Here is a 19,385-nt window from a genome sequence, read left to right as displayed (position 1 = left end):
CGGCATGGCCGGGGATTTGTTCGGCGACGATGCGCCGGCCGGTGCGGGCGATGCCGCCGGGCCGGTTCCGCTCGCCGAACGGTTGCGCCCGCGCAGCCTCGCCGATGTCGTCGGACAGGAGCATCTGACCGGCGCCGAGGGCGCGATCGGGCGCATGGTTGCGGCGGGACAATTGTCCTCGATCATCCTGTGGGGGCCGCCGGGCACGGGCAAGACGACGATCGCGCGCTTGCTCGCCGAAGCGGTGGGGATGCGCTTCGCGCCGCTGTCGGCGGTATTTTCGGGCGTCGCCGACCTTAAAAAGGCGTTCGCCGATGCCGAAAAGATGGCGGCGGCTGGCAAGCGCACGCTGCTTTTCGTCGACGAGATTCACCGCTTCAACCGCGCGCAGCAGGACGGCTTCCTGCCCTTTGTCGAGCGCGGGACGGTCGTGCTCGTCGGAGCGACGACCGAGAACCCCAGTTTTGCGCTGAACGCCGCGTTGCTCAGCCGCGCGCAGGTGCTGGTGCTGCAACGGCTTGATGAAATGGCGCTCGCGCAGCTTGTCGACCGGGCCGAAGCGGATGTCGGGCGGAGCCTGCCGGTGACGGCGGACGCGCGGGCGGCGCTGATCGCCAGCGCCGATGGCGACGGGCGCTTCCTGCTCAATCAGGTCGAAACCCTGTTCGCGGCGGCGATCGCCGATCCCCTCGACGCGGCCCAGCTTGCGCAATTTCTCCACCGTCGCATGCCGGTCTACGACAAGGACCGCGACGGTCATTACAATCTGATCTCGGCGCTGCACAAATCGCTGCGCGGATCGGACCCGCAGGCGGCGCTCTATTGGCTCGCGCGCATGCTCGTCGCGGGCGAGGAGCCGCTCTATGTCCTGCGCCGCCTCGTCCGGTTTGCGAGCGAGGATATCGGGCTCGCCGACCCGCAGGCGCTGACCCAGTGCCTCGCCGCCAAGGACGCCTATCAGTTTCTCGGCTCGCCCGAGGGCGAACTCGCGATCGTGCAGGCGTGCCTCTATCTCGCGACCGCGCCCAAATCGAATGCTGCCTATGCCGCGCAAAAGGCGGCGTGGACCGCGGCGCGCGAAACCGGCTCGCTTGCGCCCCCCGCGAACATTCTCAATGCGCCGACCAAGCTGATGAAGAATCTGGGCTATGGCGCAGGCTATGCCTATGACCATGACGCCCCCGACGGCTTTTCGGGCGACAATTACTGGCCCGATGCCATGGCGCCCGCGACCTTCTATCGCCCCGTCGACCGCGGTTTCGAAAAGCGCATTGCCGAGCGTATCGCCTGGTGGGACGAGCGCCGCCGTGCGGCGCGGGAGGAGGGGTGAACGCTTCCCGTTTCGATGACTGGGGCGATGTCGTCGCCTTTGCCTGCGCATTGCCCGATGTCGAAATGGCGCCCTTCTATGGCACCCCCTGCCCGAAGGTGAACGGCAAGGCCTTCGTGTCGCCGGGCCGCGAGGCCGGCAGTTTTCACGTCATGTGCCCGATCGAGGAAAAGGAGCTTTTGCTTGAAACCGACCCCGGCATCTTCTGGCAAACCCCGCATTATGAAGGCTGGCCCGGCCTGCTCGTCCGCTTCGCGCCCGCCGATCCCGGCCGCGTCGCCGACGTCATCCGCCGCGCCTGGTGGGATCGCGCCAAAAAGGCGCAGCGCGCGGCGTTCGGGCCGCGGCCCTGACGTGCGCTGGCGGGCGTTTCTTGTCGCAGCCATGGCGCTCACGGCGATGCCGGCGCAGGCCGCGGACGCCGGGGCCGATCTCAATCGGGCTTGGGCGGCGGGCTATCGCGCCGCCTTTACCTGCTCGTCGCTATGGGACGGCGCGGGCAAGGCGATGGCCGATATCGAACGCGACGAACTGATGGGCATCTATCCCGAAATCGAGGCCGATGTCCGCGCGTTGACTGCCGATGTCGATCAGACGGCGCGCCGCGTCCTTGTCCGTTATCGCGACGACATGCCGCCGCGCGTTGCGCAATGGACCGGGCGGGACGGCTGCGTGACGCTGCCGGTCGGTGCCGATACTGCGTCGGGTCCCGGCGTTTCGCCGCAGAAGCGCGCCGACTTTGACGCCCGGTCATGGCCGCTCGGTGACCAGGGTGCGCGCGCGCCGATCCCGCGCGGTCTGACGCCCTATGAAGCGGCGGTGATGAACATTGCCGGTTTCGGAGGGCGGACAAGCGCGCTGCTGATCGTCAAAGACGGCCGAATCGTCGTCGAGCACTATCAGGCCGGGCACGACGTCCATACGGCGCAGCGGACCTTTTCGGTCGCAAAGTCGCTGGCGGCAACACTGATCGGCAACGCGGTGCTGCGCGGCAAGCTCGACGTGGCCGCGCCCGCAGCGATCGCCGAATGGCAATCGGCAGGCGATCCGCGCGCCGTCATCACCACAGAACAGCTCATGCGCATGGCAAGCGGGCTGACGAGCGACAGCGCCGGCAATCGCACCGATGCCATCTATATGGGCGGCGCATCGGTGCGGGCGTGGACGACGCAATGGCCGCTGCTCAACCCGCCGGGCAGCCGCTATCGCTATGCCAACAATGACACGCTGCTCGCAACGCTGTCGCTGAAGGCGGCGCTGGCGAAGGAGGGCGAGGCGCTCGATCCCGCGGCCTTTTTCGACCGGCTGGGCATGACGCGCACCTTCGTCGAACATGACAAGGATGGCGATTTCATCCTGTCGAGCCAGGTGTGGACGACCGCGCGCGATCTTGCCCGGCTCGGCCTGCTCTATCTGAACGACGGCATGGCGGACGGCGAGCGCATTCTGCCTGCCGACTGGCGGCGCTTCGTTTCGACGCCGAGCGGCCCGCAGCCGGACGGGCCATTCGGCTATGGTGCCGGTTTCTGGCTGCTCGACAAATCGGCGGGCGTGCCGTCCGATGCCTTCGGCGCTTTCGGTAATCGCGGCCAATATGTAGTCATCATTCCGTCGCGGCGACTGGTCATCGTCCGGCAGGGCTATGACGACGCGGCGCAGCGGCTCGATATTGCCAAACTCACCGCTGCGGTCGTCGCGGGCGACGACAAGGCCGGCGCCCGAAAATAAGGCCTCACTCCATGCCGGGGTAGCGCGCGAAGCTGGGCATCTCGTCCAGCTTTTCCATCCAGCCGATCCGTTCGGCGACCTGGATTTGCGCGCCCGCGGGTATCAGGTCGGGATCGTCGAGCGTCCCCGACTGTACGTCGATCTTGCCGGGGAAAATCTGGTTGTTGGTATAGAAGAGGCCGGTGCCGCAATCGCCGCAGAAATGGCGCCGTCCATGCTCTGACGAAGCGTAGATTTTCGGCGTGCCGCTGAGCTCCAGATCGGCCTCGGCAACCAGCGCCCACCCGACCATCGGCGCGCCGGCGTGGCGGCGGCAATCGCTGCAATGACACAGGGCGTGATGTTCGACCGCCGTTGGCATTGAATATCGGATCGCACCGCAATGGCACTGGCCGGAGGCGCGGGCAGGGGAATCGGTCATGTCTCTCTCCTTGGCTGGAAGGAGAACATACCATAAACATTTTTCCAAAAGCAATTACGTCGGCGGTCAGGCCGCGCGGTTACTCGCCCAGATCGACCTGGTGCTTCTGGGCCCAGTCGAGATATTGCCCGCGCGGGTTGGTGGCCGGGTGGGCGAGGATCGCCGGGACATCGCGGCGCAGCGCGCCAAGGTCGAGCGAGCGGATCATCGCCTTTACCGGACCGACCCCCGCCGGCGTAATCGACAGGCGTTCGATCCCGATGCCGAGCAGCGCCATCGCTTCGAGCGGGCGGCCGCCCATTTCGCCGCAGACGCCAAGCGTGACCTTCGATCCCGACACCATTTTCACGACCCGCGCCAGATAGCGCATCACCGTCGGCGATAGCCAGTCGTAGCGCTCTGCGAGGCGCGGGTGCGCGCGGTCGGCGGCGAAGAGGAACTGGGTCAGGTCATTGGTGCCGATCGACAGGAAGTCGAGGTGCGGCAGCATCAGATCGAGCGTCTCGATCAGACCCGGCACCTCGAGCATCGCGCCATAGCGGATCGCCGAGGGCAGCTTCTTGTTATGCTGTTTCAGCCAGGCGCGCTGGTTGATGAACAACTGGCGCGCCGCCTCATATTCCCAGGGTTCGGACACCATCGGGAACATCACGTTCAGCGTGCGTCCCGCGGCCGCTTCCATCAGCGCACGCGCCTGGACTTTCAGCAGGCCTTCGCGTTCGAGCGCGAGGCGCAGCGCGCGCCAGCCCATCGCCGGATTTTCCTCCAGCGCATTTTCGTCGACATTCATATAGGGCAACGCCTTGTCGCCGCCGATATCGACGGTGCGGAAGATGACAGGACGGTCGCCCGCGGCGTCGAGCACGTCGCGGTAGAGCCGCTGTTGCCGTTCGCGCTGCGGCAGCGTCGCCGACACGAGGAACTGGAATTCGGTGCGGAAGAGCCCGATACCGCGTGCGCCGGTGAGGTCGAGTGCGGCGACATCCTCACGCAGTCCGGCGTTGATCATCAGCTCGATCGGTACCCCGTCCTTGGTGACGGCGGGCAGATCGCGCAGCGACGCCAGGCTCGCGCGGCGCTTTTGCGAGATGACGAGCTTGGCATCGAAGGCGTCCTGTACCGCCTGCGTCGGGCGCACGTGCAGCGTGCCCGCGGCGGCATCGAGGAGCAGCATGTCGCCCTCGCGGATCGAGGTTCGGACGTCGCGGACCCGGCCCAGCACGGGGACGCCCATCGCGCGCGCGACGATGATGACGTGCGCGGTCAGCGATCCTTCTTCCAGGATCACGCCCTTGAGCCGGCGGCGATCATATTCGAGCAGCTCGGCGGGGCCGAGGTTGCGGGCGACGAGAATCGAATCCTGCCGCAGCCCGACTTGCGCCGCCGTCCCCATCTGCCCCGAAACGATCCGGATCAGCCGGTTCGACAGATCTTCCAGGTCGTGCATGCGGTCGCGCAGCAGCGCATCGTCGATCTGGCGCATCCGCATCCGGGTGCGTTGCTGGACGCGTTCGATGGCCGCTTCGGCGGTCAGCCCGCTGTCGATCGCTTCGTTGATCCGCCGCGACCAGCCCTCGTCATAAGCGAACATCTTGTAGGTTTCGAGCACCTCCTCATGCTCGCCGCCGACGCCGAATTCGGCTTGGCTCGCCATGCGGTCGATCTGTTCGCGCATCTTGTCGAATGCGGCGTAGACGCGGTGGCGCTCGGCCTCGATATCGTCGGCGACCGTATGTTCGATATGGACGCGCGGTTGATGGAAAACCGCGATCCCGGCGCCCATGCCGTCGACCAGTTTCTGGCCTGACAGGCGCTGCATCGACTGGTCGGTTTCGCCCGCATCGATCCGCGCCGCGGTATCGACCAGATCGGCGTTGGCGATCAGTTCGGACAGCACCATCGCGACCGTCTGCAGCGTCTCGATCTCGATCTCTTCATATCGGCGCGGTTCGGCATGCTGGACGCACAGGACGCCGACCGCGCGCTCGCGCCGGATGATCGGCACGCCGGCAAAGCTGTGGAACAGCTCCTCGCCGGTTTCAGGACGATAGGAAAAGTCGGGATGCGCCGCCGCTTCGTCGAGGTTCAGCGTTTCGATTTGTTCGGCAATCGTGCCGACCAGACCTTCGCCGAGGCCCAGTCGCGTGACGTGCACCGCCTCCTGCTTCAACCCGCGCGTGGCATAAAGTTCGAGCGCGCCTTCGCGCAGCAGATAGATGGAACAGACCTCGCTATCGAGGCATTCGCCGATGATGCCGACGACCTGGTTGAGCTTCGACTGCGCGTTGGTGCGCGCCGCCATCACCTCGTGCAGCCGCGTCAGGATCGTGCGGGCCGATTGGGCGGCGGATGTCGGCGGGGGCGGGGCATTGGTCATCGTGCAATCCTGCTAACAGATGCACGGCGCCAACGCCATTGCCCGGCGCGACTTTTATCCCGCTATTCTGGCGGTTTCAGTTGCCGCCGACGGGCGCCCCGGACGGTCCCGACACCGCCGTCGTGGCGGGCGCGGTCATCACCGGCGGGGGCGGGGCATATTTTGCGTCCCACGCGGCGACATCGGCCTGATATTTGGCATAGGCTTCATAGAAATCGACGAAGGGCTGGTCGAGCTGCGCAAGCTGGGCCGGAGCCTGCGGAATGACCTGTGCCGACGGGGTCGATGAGACGAGCTGGGCGACTTCGTTGGCGCGGGCGCAGAAGGCACGCTGCGCCGGCGGCTGCGCGAAATAGTTGAAAAGCTGCGTCGACAGCTTGTCGCGCGCGGCGATGCCGTTGGTGCGCGTTTCCTTGCCCAGATCGGCGATGACCGTCTTTTCGGTAGACCGGATCTGCTTGGCATGCGCCTTGATGATATTGTTGTACGCCGACACCAGCGTCGCTTCTTCGGCGCCGCGGCAGCCGATCGCCGCGACGTTGAGCGCAATCTTGAGCTGCCAGAAGGCGCGGTCGCCGCTGATGCCGCTGTTCGCGGTCATGAACCGGCCGTCAAGGCCGCGCGCGGGGAGGATTTGCGTAAGAGAGGCATTGCCGGGGGGCAGGGGGCGCGGCGGGATGACCACGGCCACCGGCGGCGGGGGCGGCGGCGGCGGGGGCGGGGGCGGGGGTTTCGGCGCACAGGCGGCGACGCTTGCCAGCAGGCCGGCAACGATGATTTTACGCGACAAATTCATGACCTTCTCCCCAGCCGCATGCTTCATGCGGCGTCAACCCCGTGCGTGCAAGGCCGTTTCGGCCTGTTGCACCAAAGATGCGATGATCTCTGCAACGCTCTCTTCCTGCGTTACCATACCGACAGATTGCCCTGCCATTAACGAGCCGTTTTCGACGTCGCCGTCGATCACCGCGCGGCGCAGCGCGCCGGCCCAATAATGTTCGATTTCCAGCTGCGCCGCCGCCATGTCGACGGTGCCCCCGTCGAGCAGATTGGCAACCTCGCGCTGCTTGGCGGTAAAGGCTTCGGTGCCTGCATTCTTCAGCGCACGGACCGGGATGACGGGCAGGCGCGGATCGATCTGGACGCTGGCGATCGCGTCGCGCGCGGAGGCGCGGATGAACGCCTTTTTGAAATTGGGATGCGCGATGCTTTCGGTGGCGCAGACGAAGCGCGTGCCGAGTTGGACCCCCGCCGCCCCCATTTCCAGATAGCCGGCGATCGCCTCACCGCGGCCGATGCCGCCGGCGACGAAGATCGGCACCTCGGCGGCGAGCGCGGGCAGGATTTCCTGCGCGAGTACGCTCGTCGAAACGGGGCCGATATGACCTCCCGCTTCCATCCCTTCGATCACCAGCGCATCGACGCCGGAGCGGACCAGTTTCTTTGCGAGCGCCAGCGTCGGCGCGAAACAGATCACCTTGGCGCCCGACGCCTTGATCGCCTCGAGGCTGCCCTTTGGCGGCAATCCGCCCGCCAGCACGACATGGCCGACGCCATGTTTGGAGCACACCTCGATCAGCTCGAAAAGCTGCGGGTGCATGGTGATCAGGTTGACGCCGAAATTGCGGGTTGCCAGCGCTTTCGTCGCCGCGATCTCGGCATCCAGCAGCTCGGGCGTCATCGCACCGCAGGCGATCACGCCAAAGCCGCCGGCATTGCTGATGGCGCTGACCAGGTGGCGCTCGGACACCCAGCTCATCGCGCCGCAGAGAATGGCGTAGTCGCTGCCCAGCAGAGCCGTACCGCGCGCCATGAGTTCGTTCAATTTGCTCATTGCTGCGCCTTTGCCAGCAGCCGCGCGCGCGCGCAATCCATTGCCGCGCACAGCCCCGAAGGCGGCACGGATTTCGCTGTTCGGCTGGGCGCGGGAAACTCTCCTTTCGGCGCCCAAAGCAAAACAATCATTGTCAACTAAAACAATTGGGATAGTCTCGGCGCCGAATCCACCAAAGGGGAAAGGAAATGTCATGACGTCGTCCCAAGACCCATCGCCCGGCGAGCGCGAGCCGCCCTCGCGCGCGGTTCAAGCCGTGCTCGATGCGCTTGAAAAGCTCCGTTTCGGCGCCATCCAACTGACCGTCCACGAAGGGCGGCTGGTGCAGGTCGATGTGACCGAACGGCACCGCTACCCCAACTGATTCTCAAGCTCCCAACGGGGATATTCCCCGCCACCTGCCGCAGACCGGACCACCGGATGTGGCAATTTCTTGCAACAGGAAATTGTCATGATCCCAAAGTCATCGTCTCGCCGCCGGGTCGCTCCGGCCGCCATCCCGCTTACCCTTCTGCTGCTTCTTGGCGACGGTCCCGCCTTTGCAGCCGAAAATGCCGCTGACAAAACCGCTGCAGCAGCAGACACAGTCGCGGGCGAAGGCCCGCAGGCCGCCTATGGCAATGAAATCGTCGTCACCGCCCGACGCCGCAGCGAAACCGCACAGGACGTCCCGATCGCCATTTCGGTGGTCGGCGGTGACCAGATCGACAGCACCGGCAGTTTCAACATCGGCCGCCTCCAGCAACTCGCGCCGACGCTGCAATTCTACACGAGCAATCCGCGCAACTCGGCGGTCAATATCCGCGGGATCGGTGCGCCGTTCGGCCTGACCAACGACGGTATCGAACAGGGCGTCGGCATCTATGTCGACGACGTCTATTATTCGCGCGTCGCCTCCGCGACCTTCGACTTCCTCGATGTCGCGCAGATCGAAGTGCTGCGCGGTCCCCAGGGCACGCTCTATGGCAAGAACACGACCGCCGGGGCGATCAACATCACGACGAACCAGCCGACCTTCGATTTCGAGGGCAAGGCCGAACTCAGCATCGGCGACCTCAATTTCAAGCAGGCGAAGGCGGCGATTTCGGGGCCGCTGTCCGACCGGCTGGCGGCGCGCATCGCGGTGTCGGCGACGAGCCGCCGCGGCACCATCTACAATGTCACGACCGACCGCTGGATACAGAGCCAGGACAATATCGGCCTGCGCGGGCAATTGCTGTGGAAACCCACCGACACGCTCAGCGTCACGCTCGTCGGCGACTGGAACAAGCAGGACGCTGTATGCTGCGGTTCGGTGTTCGTGCGCACCGGCGCGACGCAGCGGCCGCTCGCCCGCCAATATGCCGCGCTCGCGGCGGCGCAGGGCTATACGGTGCCGAGCACCAATCCCTTTGACCGGCTGACCGACCTCGATGCCAATCTCAATGCCGGGAACGAGATCGGCGGCGTGGCGCTGCGCGTCAAATGGGATGTCGGCCCCGGCACGCTCACCTCGATCACCGCGTGGCGCTATTGGGACTGGCAGCCCGAGAACGACCGCGATTTCACCGGCCTGCCGATCGTCACCAAGTCGCAAAACCCGTCGCAGCAGAATCAATATACGCAGGAATTGCGCTACAATGTTTCGGGCGACCGCGTCGATTTCGTGCTCGGCGGTTTTGCCTTCTACCAGCGCATCGACACGCAAGGGACGGAGGCGCATGGCGCGGCGTCGAGCCGCTGGACGCTCAATCCGACGAGCGCGCTCGCCAATGATCCGACCGTGCTCGACGGGCTGACGGCGCGCAACACGCAATATCTCAAGAATACCAGCCTCGCGCTGTTCGGGCAGCTAAGCTGGAAGATTACCGACCGCCTGACGGTCCAGCCGGGCGCGCGGATCAACTATGACAAGAAGGACGGCTATTATCAGCGGCTGGTGTTCGCGGGCGACGGATCGCCCGTGACGCGGGCGCTGACCGACCCGGTGTCGGTCGCGCGACTGGGCGTGTTCGCGCCGCAGGAATATGCGCCGAGCTTCAGCGACTGGAACTTCAGCTACGACCTGACCGCGACCTATAAGCCGGCGCGCGGCGTGCTGGTCTATGCAACCTATGCCAAGACGTTCAAGTCGGGCGGTATCAATCAGAATGGCGTGCCGACCGATGGCGCCGGCAACCCGTTGCTCGGCGCCGCGACGATCAGGCCGGAAGCGGTCGATCATTACGAAGCGGGGCTGAAGACCGAATATTGGAACGGGAAGGGGACGTTCAACGTGGCGATCTTCCGCACCGATATCGGCGATTATCAGGCCAATGTGAATAACGGACAGTTCGGGGTGCTGCGCGGCTATCTCGCCAATGCCGACAAGGTCCGCACACAGGGGATAGAGGCCGATGTGGCGATCCGTCCGAGCGAACGCTTCAATGCCTATGTCAACGGCGCCTACACGGACGCCAGATACCGGCGCTTCGTCGATGCGCCATGTCCACCCGAATTGTCGGGCGGTACGAACAGTCCCGCGAACTGCGATATATCGGGCGCGCGGCTGCCGGGCGTGTCGAAATGGGCGCTGTCCTTCGGCGCGGAAGCCAATGTCCCGGCATCGCTGTTCGGACAGGAGGGGCAGGTATACCTGGGCTATGACGGCAGCTATCGTTCGAACTTCTCGTCGAACGCGAGCCCGTCGATCTACACCTGGGTCGACGGCTATTCGCTGTCGAATATCCGCGTCGGCTTCCGGGCGGAGCGCCGCCTTGATGTCTTTGCCTGGGTCCGCAACGCCTTCGATCGCGATTATATCGATCAGCTTTTTGTCGGACCGGGCAATACCGGGCTGATCACCGGGCTGCCGGGCGACCCGCGGACGTGGGGCGGGACGATCAAATTCGGATTCTGACCGGCATCGGAACGCAAAGCCAACGGAAAAGGGGCCGCCCGATGGGCGGCCCCTTTCACATGCCGGCGGCGTTAGCGCTGCTGGCCGGGATTGCGCTCTTCTTCTCGGCGCTGCTCGCCCGGCTGGCGGTTCTGGCCGCCCTGCTGTTGCTGCTGACGGCGCTGTTCTTCTTCGCGATCCGCCTGCGGCTTCTGCTGGTTCTGGTTGGGGGTATTAGCCACTTTCCTTCTCCTTGCAGTCCGGCTGCAAATATCGCGGCCGGACCCATGAAAAACCCGCGGCGAACGCGCGATGTTCCTCGGTTCGTCGCATCCGCGCCCGGTTGTGGCGGCGGGGCGACGAGCGGCTGATCCCGATCGTCTTCTGGGCGTTAATGATCGGAAGGGTCGATCACTGAATACAGCTTATTCGGTTATGTCGATGGGAGCGCGCAGCCTATCCTCGACCCGTCAGAAGGAGAGGATAGCGTCATCGACTCGGCGCAATGCCGTTCGGCCCGACTTTGCCCGTCACGCGTCCGTCATCCTGCCGCGTCACGATCCGATAATCCAAAAGAGGAGAGATTGCATGAACGACCAGACCCCCATCGACGCCGCAGGCGGCTGTCCCGTCCACAAGGGCGGTATGCGCGCGCTGCTCGGCCGCACGAACAAGGATTGGTGGCCGGACATGCTGGCGACCGACATCCTCACCCCCAACGGATCATCCAACCCGATGGGCGAAGATTTCGATTATGCGGAAGCATTCAAATCGCTCGACTATCAGGCGCTGAAGGCTGACCTGACCGCGCTGATGACCGACAGCCAGCCCTGGTGGCCCGCCGACTATGGTCATTATGGTCCCTTCTTCATCCGTATGGCGTGGCACGCCGCGGGCACCTATCGCACCGCCGACGGCCGCGGCGGCGCCAACAGCGGGCAACAGCGTTTCGCACCGCTGGACAGCTGGCCCGACAATGGCAATCTCGACAAGGCGCGGCGCCTGCTTTGGCCGATCAAGCAGAAATATGGCAACAAGATCAGCTGGGCCGATCTGTTCATCCTCACTGGCAATGTCGCGATCGAAAGCATGGGCGGTCCGGTCTTCGGTTTCGGTGGCGGCCGCGTCGATGTCTATGAACCCGAACGCGACATCTATTGGGGTAGCGAAGATAAATGGGTGAACGAAGGCGTGCAGACGCGCATCGACCCCAAGCACGGCTTCGAAGTGATCGAAGGGCCGCTCGCGGCGATCCAGATGGGGCTGATCTACGTCAACCCTGAAGGGCCGCAAGGCAATCCGCACGATGACGAAGGCATGGCGCGCGACATGAAGGAAACCTTCGCGCGCATGGCGATGAACGACGAGGAAACCGTCGCGCTGACCGCCGGCGGCCATACGTTCGGCAAGGCGCATGGCAATGGCGACGCCTCGACGCTGGGGGCCGCGCCCGCGGGCGGCGATCTCGCTGCGCAGGGCTTCGGCTGGGTCAGCGGCGAGGAACATGGCGGCATCGGCGAACATGCGGTGACGAGCGGCATCGAGGGCGCCTGGACGAACACCCCCGACAAGTGGACCGAAAATTATTTCCGGCTGCTGTTCGACTATGATTACGAGCTGGTGAAATCGCCCGCGGGCGCGAACCAGTGGCAGCCGATCGGCCAGAAGGAAGAGGATATGGCGCCGGCGGCGTGGGATCCGAATATCAAGGTGCCCACGATGATGACGACCGCCGACATGGCGCTGAAGCGCGACCCGGCATACCGCAAGATCAGCGAGAAGTTTCGCAGCGACCATGAGGCATTCAAGGACGCCTTCGCGCGCGCGTGGTTCAAGCTGACGCATCGCGACATGGGTCCGAAAACCCGCTACCTCGGCCCCGAAGTGCCCGCCGAAGACCTGATCTGGCAGGACCCGATCCCCGCGGGCACCATGCCTTCGGATGCCGAGGTCCAGGCAGTGAAGGACAAGATCGCCGCGAGCGGCCTGACCGTCAGCCAGCTCATCAAGACGGCATGGGCCTCCGCGAGCACCTTCCGCAAGTCGGACTTCCGCGGCGGCGCCAACGGTGCGCGGGTTCGCCTCGCGCCGCAAAAGGACTGGGAGGTCAACGAACCGGCGATGCTGGCGAAGGTGCTCGATACGCTCGACGGTCTGCGCGGATCGATGTCGATGGCCGATGCAATCGTGCTGGGCGGCGTCGTCGGGCTTGAAAAGGCGATCAAGGACGCGGGCTTCAACGTCGCGGTGCCTTTCACGGGCGGCCGCGGCGACGCGACGGCGGAGCAGACCGATGCCGACAGCTTCGCGGTGATGGAACCCGAAGCCGATGCCTTCCGCAACTATCTCGGCAAGAAGAAGCTGGCGGTGAAGACCGAGGAAATGATGCTCGACCGCGCGTCGCTGCTTGGTCTGTCGGTGCCCGAAATGACCGTGCTGATCGGCGGCCTGCGGGTGCTCGGCGCCAATCATGGCGATCGCGGCCACGGCCATTTCACCAAGCGTTCGGGTCAGTTGACGAACGACTATTTCGTCAACTTGCTCGACATGACCAATGTGTGGAAGGCCGTCGATGGATCGGATGACCAGGAATATGTGGCCACCGATCGCAAGAGCGGCGGCGAAACCTGGCGCGCAACCCGCGCCGACCTCGTCTTCGGTTCCAATTCGGAACTGCGTGCGGTCGCCGAAGTCTATGCCGAGACGGGTCACGAGGAAAAGTTCGTGAAGGACTTCGTCAAAGCCTGGACGAAGATCATGAACGCCGACCGCTTCGACCTCGCGTAACCGGGCGGGCACCGGTCCCGAACATGCTTCGGGACCGGCCGCCAACCCTCATGGCGACGGGTCGCGACCCGCCTTCCGGGGACATGGGCCTGGAAGGCGGGTCATATTTTGTGCGGGGTACAAGGTCGAAATCCTTGAACGGTCGGCCGTTCGCCCGGCGACGGAGGTGCTAGAAGTCGACGTCTTCGTAATATTTGGGCGGCGTCACGATTTCCATCCGCTCGGCGAGCAGCGGCCGGAAGCTCGGGCGCGACTTGAGGCCCGAATACCAGCCCTTCGTCTGCTCGTGCCCGGTCCAGTCGATGCCGCCCAGATAGTCGGCGACGGAGATATGCGCCGCGGCGGCGAGATCGGCGAGGCTCATCGTCGCACCGGCGAGCCAGGTGCGGTGGTCGATCAGATAGTCGATATAGTCGAGATGCTGGTTCGCCGCCTTCATCGCCTCGCGTAGCGCGCCGCCGTCGGGCGGCTGGCGGTGGACGATGCGCTTCTGCATCCGTTCGAAGAGCAGCGGGCCGGTGACTTCGAAATAGAATTCCTGGTCGAACCAGGCGACCAGGCGGCGGATTTCGGCGCGATTGGCGGCGGTGCCGTTGATCATTGCCTTGCCCTCGACCGTCTCCTCGAAATATTCGGCGATGGCGTTGCTGTCGATGAGCACCTGGCCGCGCGCTTCGTCGACCATCACCGGAGTGCGCCCGGCGGGGTTCAGGTCGACGAATTCGTCACGGCGCTCCCACGGCGATTCGCGCACCAATTCATAACCAACGCCCTTTTCGCCGAGCAGCAGCCGGATCTTGCGCGAGAAGGGACAGAGAGGGAATTGATAGAGTTGCCACATGACCATCCGCATAGCGGCAGCGAGGCGGCTCGTCCAATGGCTATGGCGGACTTATCAACCGGGTCGGTTCGGGGGTGTCCGAAGGCAGCGTGCTATCGCCGAGCGGCGGCGCGTTCGGCTTCCCATTGCGCCAGAAGATCGCGCGCCATATCCTTGATAACGGGCGCGTAGGCGGCGACCGCGGAAGCGGCGTGGCCAGCCATGCGCGCGCTCGCGCGAACGTCGCCGCCCATGCGCTCGGCATAGCCGGGGTCGCGCCCCGCGACGTCGCCGACGGTGGCGTCGGGCGGAATGCGGGCCGCATCGGATGACGGATCGATCCGCGCGACAGCTTCGGCGAGCGGGCCGACGGGCATCTGCATCATCGCGCCGACCAGTGCGGTAATCGTGTCGGCCATCCGCTCCTGCGTCGCCGCATCGTTCAGCACCGCAGCAGCGTCGCGCGCATCGGCCGCCGACGCGGGGACGGGCGCGAGAAGCGCGAGGAGGGGAAGGGCAGCGCAGACCGGCCGCATGGCATCATCCTTTCGGGACGCGAAACATCGGTGCCGCACCTAGCGGCCCGACGCTTTCGCGCGGCTGAATGACCTGTCGTCTTGCGGCAGACCGGGGCCGCGATGCGGCAAGCGTCCCCGGCGAAGACCGGGGACACCAACTATTCGGCGGCGACCGCCTCTGCAGCGCGGTCGCTGAGCGGATGCGCGAGACGGCCGATCATTTCCTTGGGGCATACCTGCCAGAAACGCGTGCGCCAGCGATCCCAGTCGGCAAGCACCTCGGCCGACCATTTGCTGCCGGTTGCCGCCGCATGCTCCTCGACGAGTGCGCGCAGCGCGCCCTCCCAATGTGCGCTGTCGAGCCGTTGCCAGACGATCGATTCGGGATTGGCGCGGCGTTCGAAGCTGTCATCGACGTCGAGGACGAAAGCCATGCCGCCGGTCATGCCGGCGCCGAAATTCGACCCGACCGCACCCAGGATCACCGCCGTGCCGCCGGTCATATATTCGCAGCCATTGGCGCCGCAGCCTTCGATCACGACCTTCGCGCCCGAGTTGCGGACGGCGAAGCGTTCGCCCGCCTGACCCGCGGCGAGCAAGGTGCCTGCGGTCGCGCCATAGAGGACAGTGTTTCCGACGATGCTGTTATGCTGGCTGACCAGCGGGCTCGACACGGTCGGCCGCACGATGATGCGCCCACCCGACAGGCCCTTGCCGACATAGTCGTTCGCATCGCCGAACACTTCGAGCGTGATGCCCTGGCAAAGAAATGCGCCGAGCGACTGCCCGGCGGTGCCGCGCAGACGCACCTGCACATGGTCGTCGGCAAGCCCGGTCATCCCGAAACGCGCCGTGACCTCGGCCGAGAGGCGCGTGCCGACGGCGCGGTGGGTGTTGCGGACGTTATAGGTCAGCTGCATCCGCTCGCCGCGATCGAACAAAGGTTTCGCATCGTTCAAGATCTGCGCGTCGAGGCTGTCGGGCACCGGGTTGCGGAAATTCGGTCCCTGCGATCGGCGCTGCTCGTCGGGAGCATCAACCTTGGCGAGGATCGGATTGAGGTCGAGGTCGTCGAGATGCTCGGCACCGCGGCTGACCTGGCGGAGCAGCTCGGTGCGGCCGATCACCTCGTCGAGGCTGCGGCAGCCGAGCTTGGCGAGGATTTCGCGCACTTCCTCGGCGATGAAGGTCATCAGGTTGATGACCTTTTCGGGGCTGCCCGTGAACTTCTGCCGCAGCTTCTCGTCCTGCGTGCAGACGCCCACGGGGCAGGTGTTCGAATGGCACTGGCGCACCATGATGCAGCCCATGGCGACAAGGCTCAGTGTCCCGATGCCATATTCCTCGGCGCCCAGGATGGCGGCGATGACGATGTCGCGCCCGGTCTTGAGCCCGCCGTCGGTCCGCAGGCGGATGCGATGGCGGAGGCCGTTGAGCGTCAGCACCTGATTGACTTCGCTGAGCCCCATTTCCCACGGTGTGCCGGCATATTTGATGCTCGTCTGGGGCGAAGCACCCGTGCCGCCGGTGTTGCCCGACACGAGGATGACGTCGGCGTGCGCCTTGGCAACGCCAGCGGCAACGGTGCCGATGCCCGCCGAGCTGACGAGCTTTACGCAGACGCGCGCCTTCGGATTGATCTGCTTCAAATCGTAGATGAGCTGCGCCAGATCCTCGATCGAATAGATGTCGTGGTGCGGCGGCGGCGAGATCAGCATCACGCCCGGCGTCGAATGGCGCAGCCGCGCGATGAACTCGGTGACCTTGAAGCCCGGAAGCTGGCCGCCTTCGCCGGGCTTGGCACCCTGTGCGACCTTGATCTCGATCTCGTCGCAGGCGCCAAGATATTCGGCGGTAACACCGAAACGGCCCGACGCGATCTGCTTGATGTTGCTGTTGGCATTGTCGCCATTGGCATAGGGGCGGTAGCGTTCGCTCGCTTCGCCGCCTTCGCCCGACACCGCCTTCGCGCCGATCCGGTTCATCGCAATCGCCAGCGTTTCGTGCGCTTCGGGCGATAGGGCGCCCAACGACATGCCCGGGGTGACGAAGCGCTTGCGGATTTCGGTGATCGCCTCGACGCTGTCGAGGGGTATGCCCTGCGCGGGGAAGTTGAATTCCATCAGGTCGCGCAGATAGATGGGCGGCAGGTCGGCGACCCCGCGCGCGAATTGCAGATAGGTCGAATAGCTGTCGGTCGCGACGGCGGTCTGCAGCAGGTGCATGAGCTGCGCCGAATAGGCGTGCGCTTCGCCGCCCGCGCGCTGGCGATAGAAGCCGCCGATGGGGAGCGTCGTGACGCGCGCGTCGAACGCTGCCTCATGCTTCTCGGTCGCGTTGATGAACAGCGACTGATAGCCCTCGCCCGAAATCTTGGCCGGCATGCCCGGGAAGAGGTCATTGACGAGCGCGCGGCTGAGGCCCACCGCCTCGAAATTATAGCCGCCGCGATAGGAGGAGATCACCGCGATCCCCATCTTCGCCATGATTTTGAGCAGGCCGTCGTCGATTGCCTTGCGGAAGCGCTTCAGAGCATCGGCCAGTGCGAGCTCGCCGAACAGGCCGCGCGACAGGCGGTCGGCGATCGCCGCTTCGGCCAGATAGGCATGGACCGTGGTCGCGCCGACGCCGATGAGCACCGCAAAGCCGTGCGTGTCGAGTATCTCGGCCGAGCGGACGTTGATCGAGGCGTAGCTGCGCAACCCCTTGCGCACGAGGTGCGTGTGGACCGCCGCAGCGGCGAGCACCATCGCGACCCCGACGCGATCTTCGCCGATCGTCTGGTCGGAAAGGAACAGCTCGCTTCGCCCAGCGCGCACGGCGTCCTCTGCCTCGCGCCGGATGCGCGCGATCGCGTCGCGCAGCGTCGAGGCGTTGCCGCCGGTGGGGAAGGTGCAGTCGATCTCGGCCACGGCATCGCCGAAATAGGCGCGCAACCGGTCCCAATCGTCGCCGACGAGCACCGGCGAGTCGATGACGAGCACGTGCGGGCTCTGGCCCTTTTCGTCGAGAATATTGGCGAGGTTCGAAAAACGCGTCTTCAGGCTCATCACATGCCGTTCGCGCAGGCTGTCGATCGGCGGATTGGTGACCTGGCTGAAGTTCTGGCGGAAGAATTGCGCGACATGGCGCGGCTTGTCGGAAATGACGGCGAGCGGCGTGTCGTCGCCCATCGAGCCGATCGCTTCCTTCGCATCCTCGACCATCGGCGAAAGGATGAGCTCCATATCCTCCATCGTGAACCCCGCGGCGACCTGGCGGCGCAGCAGTTCGGCGCGGTCGAAGGCCGGCAGGCTCGACTTGCCGCCCTTGGGCAGGTCGGCCATCGTGCGGAAGCCCTTCACGCGCGCCGCATAATCGTGCGTTCCGGCGATCTTGTCCTTGATCGCGCGGTCTTCGTAGAGAGTGCCTTCGTCGAGATCGACGGCGATCATCTGGCCGGGGCCGAGGCGGCCCTTCTTGCGGATGCTCGCCTCGGGCAGCAGCACCATGCCGCTTTCGGAGCCGACGACGAGCAGATTGTCGGCGGTCAGCGTATAGCGCAGCGGGCGGAGCGCGTTGCGGTCCATCCCCGCGACCGCCCAGCGGCCGTCGGTCATCGCGAGCGCGGCGGGGCCGTCCCACGGCTCCATGACGCTGGCGAGGAAGCTGTACATCGCCTTGTGCGCGGCGGGCATGTCCTCGTCGGTGGCCCAGGCTTCGGGGACCAGAATCAGCTTTGCGGTCGGCGCATCGCGGCCCGCGCGGCATAGCGTCTCGAACACCGCGTCGAGCGCCGCCGTGTCGCTGGCGCCGGCCGGGATCACCGGCTTGATGTCTTCCGAATGCTCGCCGAAGGCGAGGCTCGCCATCTTGATCTCGTGGCTCTTCATCCAGTTCTTGTTGCCGCGGATCGTGTTGATCTCGCCATTGTGGGCGAGGGTGCGGAACGGCTGGGCGAGCCACCATTGCGGAAAGGTGTTGGTCGAATAGCGCTGGTGGAAGATCGCGACCCGGCTTTCGAACAGCTTGTTCGCAAGGTCGGGATAGAAATCCGCCAGACTTTCGGCGAGGAACAGTCCCTTGTAGATGATCGACCGCGCCGACAGGCTGCAGATATAGAAATCGGCGATCTGTGCCGCGATCACCTTCTTTTCGATGCGGCGGCGGACGAGATAGAGCTGCTTTTCGAATTCGTCGATCGACTGGTCTTCTGGCAGGGGCCCCGCGATCATGATCTGTTCGATTTCGGGGCGCGTGCGCTGCGCCTTGTCGCCGATCACCGATACGTCGACCGGCACCTGGCGCCAGCCGTAGATGGTGTAGCCCGCGTCGATGATTTCGGATTCGACGATCGTGCGGCATGCTTCCTGCGCGCCCAAATCGGTGCGCGGCAGGAAGATCATGCCGACGGCCAGGCGGTTCGGCAGCACCTTGTGCCCCGATGCCGCGATCGCATCGTCGAAAAAGCGTTCCGGCAGGTCGACATGAATACCCGCACCATCGCCCGTCTTGCCGTCGGCATCGACGGCGCCGCGGTGCCAGACGGCGCGCAGCGCCTCGATCGCCGCCTCGACGACACGGCGCGAGGCCTTGCCGTCGGTCGCCGCGACCATGCCGACGCCGCAGGCATCGGATTCGAGGTCGGGGCGATACATGCCGTCTTCGGCAAGCCGCTGGTGATCGGGGGTCGGGTAATAGGTCATGTCGTGGTTCCTGCCGGAATGGGCGTGG

At 65.3% G+C, this 19,385-nt stretch carries 14 protein-coding genes; 7 read left to right on the top strand and 7 right to left on the bottom strand.

What is annotated here, in order from left to right; genetic code table 11:
* Window positions 1-4: 4 nt before the first annotated feature.
* Genes STE01S_RS17285 through STE01S_RS17275 form a run of 3 tightly spaced genes read left to right on the top strand, consistent with a single transcriptional unit; the run spans window position 5 to window position 3,058 of the window.
* On the top strand, window positions 5-1,330 hold the full coding sequence (locus STE01S_RS17285; RefSeq protein ID WP_062770016.1) for a replication-associated recombination protein A: 1,326 nt from the start codon (window positions 5-7) through the stop codon (window positions 1,328-1,330).
* Entirely contained in the window at window positions 1,327-1,683 is a 357-nt protein-coding gene (locus tag STE01S_RS17280; protein ID WP_255266008.1) for an MmcQ/YjbR family DNA-binding protein, read from the top strand. The genes STE01S_RS17285 and STE01S_RS17280 overlap by 4 nt, the downstream gene beginning before the upstream one ends.
* Window positions 1,684-1,714: 31 nt before the next feature.
* The gene (locus STE01S_RS17275) at window positions 1,715-3,058 is read left to right on the top strand and encodes a serine hydrolase domain-containing protein (RefSeq protein ID WP_062770013.1); all 1,344 of its coding nucleotides are present in this window, start codon (window positions 1,715-1,717) and stop codon (window positions 3,056-3,058) included.
* Window positions 3,059-3,062: 4 nt separating this feature from the next.
* On the opposite strand, the gene STE01S_RS17270 is transcribed toward STE01S_RS17275, so the two are convergent.
* The 4 genes from STE01S_RS17270 to STE01S_RS17255 all read right to left on the bottom strand — a co-directional run bounded on the left by STE01S_RS17270 (window position 3,063) and on the right by STE01S_RS17255 (window position 7,690).
* Window positions 3,063-3,479 carry a GFA family protein gene (locus tag STE01S_RS17270; RefSeq protein WP_062770010.1) on the bottom strand — a complete coding sequence of 139 codons (417 nt, stop codon included), beginning with the start codon at window positions 3,477-3,479 and terminating at the stop codon, window positions 3,063-3,065.
* Between the two features lie 79 nt (window positions 3,480-3,558).
* Window positions 3,559-5,856 carry a phosphoenolpyruvate--protein phosphotransferase gene (gene ptsP / locus STE01S_RS17265; protein ID WP_062770007.1) on the bottom strand — a complete coding sequence of 766 codons (2,298 nt, stop codon included), beginning with the start codon at window positions 5,854-5,856 and terminating at the stop codon, window positions 3,559-3,561.
* Window positions 5,857-5,932: 76 nt separating this feature from the next.
* Window positions 5,933-6,652 (bottom strand): hypothetical protein, encoded by a 720-nt coding sequence (locus STE01S_RS17260; protein ID WP_234178592.1) that lies wholly within the window; start codon window positions 6,650-6,652, stop codon window positions 5,933-5,935.
* A 33-nt stretch (window positions 6,653-6,685) separates the two neighbouring features.
* The gene (locus STE01S_RS17255; protein WP_058811911.1) at window positions 6,686-7,690 is read right to left on the bottom strand and encodes an NAD(P)H-dependent flavin oxidoreductase; all 1,005 of its coding nucleotides are present in this window, start codon (window positions 7,688-7,690) and stop codon (window positions 6,686-6,688) included.
* Window positions 7,691-7,883: 193 nt separating this feature from the next.
* Between STE01S_RS17255 and STE01S_RS19820 the strand changes: the two genes are divergently transcribed.
* The 4 genes from STE01S_RS19820 (at window position 7,884) to katG (ending at window position 13,334) form a co-directional block, all read left to right on the top strand.
* Window positions 7,884-8,054, top strand: coding sequence for a YezD family protein (locus STE01S_RS19820; protein ID WP_082813399.1), 171 nt, complete (start codon window positions 7,884-7,886; stop codon window positions 8,052-8,054).
* Between the two features lie 87 nt (window positions 8,055-8,141).
* On the top strand, window positions 8,142-10,568 hold the full coding sequence (locus STE01S_RS17250) for a TonB-dependent receptor (protein ID WP_062770002.1): 2,427 nt from the start codon (window positions 8,142-8,144) through the stop codon (window positions 10,566-10,568).
* A gap of 41 nt (window positions 10,569-10,609) precedes the next feature.
* Window positions 10,610-10,918 (top strand): hypothetical protein, encoded by a 309-nt coding sequence (locus tag STE01S_RS17245; protein ID WP_062769999.1) that lies wholly within the window; start codon window positions 10,610-10,612, stop codon window positions 10,916-10,918.
* A gap of 217 nt (window positions 10,919-11,135) precedes the next feature.
* Complete coding sequence (gene katG, locus STE01S_RS17240) at window positions 11,136-13,334, top strand: catalase/peroxidase HPI (RefSeq protein WP_058811914.1); 2,199 nt, start codon at window positions 11,136-11,138, stop codon at window positions 13,332-13,334.
* Between the two features lie 169 nt (window positions 13,335-13,503).
* Here the strand turns inward: katG and STE01S_RS17235 are convergent, their stop codons facing one another.
* The 3 genes from STE01S_RS17235 to gltB form a co-directional block, all read right to left on the bottom strand.
* Window positions 13,504-14,175 (bottom strand): glutathione S-transferase family protein, encoded by a 672-nt coding sequence (locus STE01S_RS17235; RefSeq protein ID WP_058812136.1) that lies wholly within the window; start codon window positions 14,173-14,175, stop codon window positions 13,504-13,506.
* A 92-nt stretch (window positions 14,176-14,267) separates the two neighbouring features.
* Complete coding sequence (locus tag STE01S_RS17230; protein ID WP_062769996.1) at window positions 14,268-14,690, bottom strand: hypothetical protein; 423 nt, start codon at window positions 14,688-14,690, stop codon at window positions 14,268-14,270.
* Between the two features lie 140 nt (window positions 14,691-14,830).
* Window positions 14,831-19,357, bottom strand: a complete 4,527-nt coding sequence (gene gltB, locus STE01S_RS17225; RefSeq protein ID WP_062769993.1) for a glutamate synthase large subunit — start codon at window positions 19,355-19,357, stop codon at window positions 14,831-14,833.
* Between the last annotated feature and the right edge of the window lie 28 nt (window positions 19,358-19,385).

It is taken from the genome of Sphingopyxis terrae subsp. terrae NBRC 15098, from assembly GCF_001598815.1.
In the GTDB taxonomy this organism is placed as follows: domain Bacteria; phylum Pseudomonadota; class Alphaproteobacteria; order Sphingomonadales; family Sphingomonadaceae; genus Sphingopyxis; species Sphingopyxis terrae.
Note: the sequence above shows the minus strand (reverse complement) of the source record. Positions and strands in the feature narration are given on the sequence as shown.

What these genes read in the sequence shown, in the direction of transcription:
- STE01S_RS17285 (WP_062770016.1), top strand. Translation starts at nt 5, where the DNA reads ATGGCCGGGGATTTGTTCGGCGACGATGCGCCGGCCGGTGCGGGCGAT.
- STE01S_RS17275 (WP_062770013.1), top strand. Translation starts at nt 1,715, where the DNA reads ATGGCGCTCACGGCGATGCCGGCGCAGGCCGCGGACGCCGGGGCCGAT.
- STE01S_RS17270 (WP_062770010.1), bottom strand. Translation starts at nt 3,479, where the DNA reads ATGACCGATTCCCCTGCCCGCGCCTCCGGCCAGTGCCATTGCGGTGCG.
- ptsP (WP_062770007.1), bottom strand. Translation starts at nt 5,856, where the DNA reads ATGACCAATGCCCCGCCCCCGCCGACATCCGCCGCCCAATCGGCCCGC.
- STE01S_RS17260 (WP_234178592.1), bottom strand. Translation starts at nt 6,652, where the DNA reads ATGAATTTGTCGCGTAAAATCATCGTTGCCGGCCTGCTGGCAAGCGTC.
- STE01S_RS17255 (WP_058811911.1), bottom strand. Translation starts at nt 7,690, where the DNA reads ATGAGCAAATTGAACGAACTCATGGCGCGCGGTACGGCTCTGCTGGGC.
- STE01S_RS19820 (WP_082813399.1), top strand. Translation starts at nt 7,884, where the DNA reads ATGACGTCGTCCCAAGACCCATCGCCCGGCGAGCGCGAGCCGCCCTCG.
- STE01S_RS17250 (WP_062770002.1), top strand. Translation starts at nt 8,142, where the DNA reads ATGATCCCAAAGTCATCGTCTCGCCGCCGGGTCGCTCCGGCCGCCATC.
- STE01S_RS17245 (WP_062769999.1), top strand. Translation starts at nt 10,610, where the DNA reads ATGGGCGGCCCCTTTCACATGCCGGCGGCGTTAGCGCTGCTGGCCGGG.
- katG (WP_058811914.1), top strand. Translation starts at nt 11,136, where the DNA reads ATGAACGACCAGACCCCCATCGACGCCGCAGGCGGCTGTCCCGTCCAC.
- STE01S_RS17235 (WP_058812136.1), bottom strand. Translation starts at nt 14,175, where the DNA reads ATGTGGCAACTCTATCAATTCCCTCTCTGTCCCTTCTCGCGCAAGATC.
- STE01S_RS17230 (WP_062769996.1), bottom strand. Translation starts at nt 14,690, where the DNA reads ATGCGGCCGGTCTGCGCTGCCCTTCCCCTCCTCGCGCTTCTCGCGCCC.
- gltB (WP_062769993.1), bottom strand. Translation starts at nt 19,357, where the DNA reads ATGACCTATTACCCGACCCCCGATCACCAGCGGCTTGCCGAAGACGGC.